This window comes from Microvirga sp. P4_G7, from assembly GCF_056401005.1.
Window position 1 is genome coordinate 1 of the sequence record NZ_JBFUKD010000735.1, and the last position, 1,735, is coordinate 1,735.

Sequence of the window (1,735 nt, forward strand, 5' to 3'; positions counted from 1 at the left end):
ATAACGGGCCGATCAACCCCCTCGTGCGGCTCGCCTTCGAGCGGGGCGAGCGGTTGCGGCTGGCGGCGCAGGGGCGGCACGTGCTCATCGACGGCCGCCCGGCGAGCGGCCGCGAACGGGCCGCCAGCGCCCGCGCCTTCGCGCTTGCGGACGCCGCCGGCACGCGCTTGGCGAAAGAACCCATCGACCGGAATGCGGCGAGCGCCCTTCCTCCGCTGGGCCGTTTCGGCCGGCAGGTCGCCAAGATCCACGGCCTCGTCTCCGGCCGCCCCCTCGACGAGATCAGCCTGCACGACGTGCCGGAGATGGATTACGGCGACAATTTCTTCATCGCCGGCGGGCTCGGCTCGTATATCGCGCGCCTCGCCAACGGCCTGCCGATCGCGCTCGGCGTCGCCGTCACCGGCATCGAGACTACCGGGACGGGCGTTCGCGTCGTGACAGATGCGGGCGCGCTCGCGGCGAAAGCCGTCATCGTGACGGCGCCGATGGCGGTGATGCAACGCCGAGAAACACGTTTCACGCCGGCCCTGCCCGGCCCGGTGGAGGACGCCATCGCGGGCTTTGCGCAGGGCATCTACGAGCATGTGATCCTGCATTGGCCGAGCGCACCTTTTCATGGGGCGGACCGGCTGGCGCAGGTGATCGGCGGCCACACCGAGCTGCCGGGCCTGTTGACCCGCATCGACGGCACGCCGTTCCACTATGCCGAGCTCGATTCCAAGCTCGCCGCCCGCCTCGACGGCCGCGACCGGCACGCCGCCGCGCGCCTCGTGCGCCGGTCCTTGAGCGACACCTTCGGCGCCCGCGCCATCGCCGATCTCACCATCTGCGGCGCGACGCGCTGGCGGCACGATCGCTGGTCGGGCGCATCATGGGCGGTGGCCCCGCCGGGCCACGTGCCGGCGCGCGACCTTCTCAAAGCGCCCGTCGCCGACCGGATCTGGTTTGCCGGCGAGGCCCTGTCGCGCGCCCAATGGGGCACAGTCGGCGGCGCCTGGGAGGAAGGCACCCGCGCCGCCGGAGACGTCGCCGCCCATCTCGGGTTCCCTACCCCCACCGCCGTAGCCGGGCCTGTCCCGGCCACCTCGATCGGCTGAGCGCTGTGCCCCACGAAGCGAGGTCACCGGGACAAGCCCGGCGATGACGAAGGAGGGGTGGGGTCGCAATCCTCCACCGCTGTCATGGCCGGGCCCGTCCCGGCCACCCCGATCGGATGAGCGCCACGCCTCACGAAGCGAGGTCACCGGGACAAGCCCGGTGATGACACCGAGGGGTGGGTTGGCAATCCTCCACCGCCGTCATGGCCGGGCCTGTCCCGGCCACCTCGATCGGATGAGCGCCACGCCTCACGAAGCGAGGTCACCGGGACAAGCCCGGTGATGACAAAGGAGGGTGGGGTCGCAATCCTCCACCGCTGTCATGGCCGGGCCTGTCCCGGCCACCTCGATCGGATGAGCGCCACGCCTCACGAAGCGAGGTCACCGGGACAAGCCCGGTGATGACAGCTGGGGGGTGGGGTCGCAATCCTCCACCGCCGTCATGGCCGGGCCTGTCCCGGCCACCTCGATCGGCTGAGCGCCGCGCCTCACGAAGCGAGGTCACCGGGACGAGCCCGGTGATGACACCGAGGGGCGGGTTGGCAATCCTCCACCGCTGTCATGGCCGGGCCCGTCCCGGCCACCCCGATCGGATGAGCGCCACGCCTCACGAAGCGAGGTCACCGGGACAAGCC

Annotated in this window: 1 protein-coding gene; it reads left to right on the plus strand. The window is 71.7% G+C overall.

Annotated features, from left to right (window positions below):
• The coding region (locus AC1DT3_RS20125) for a flavin monoamine oxidase family protein (protein ID WP_477466984.1) at nt 1–1,100 on the plus strand (1,100 nt) is incomplete at its 5' end.
• Nucleotides 1,101–1,735 lie beyond the last annotated feature (635 nt).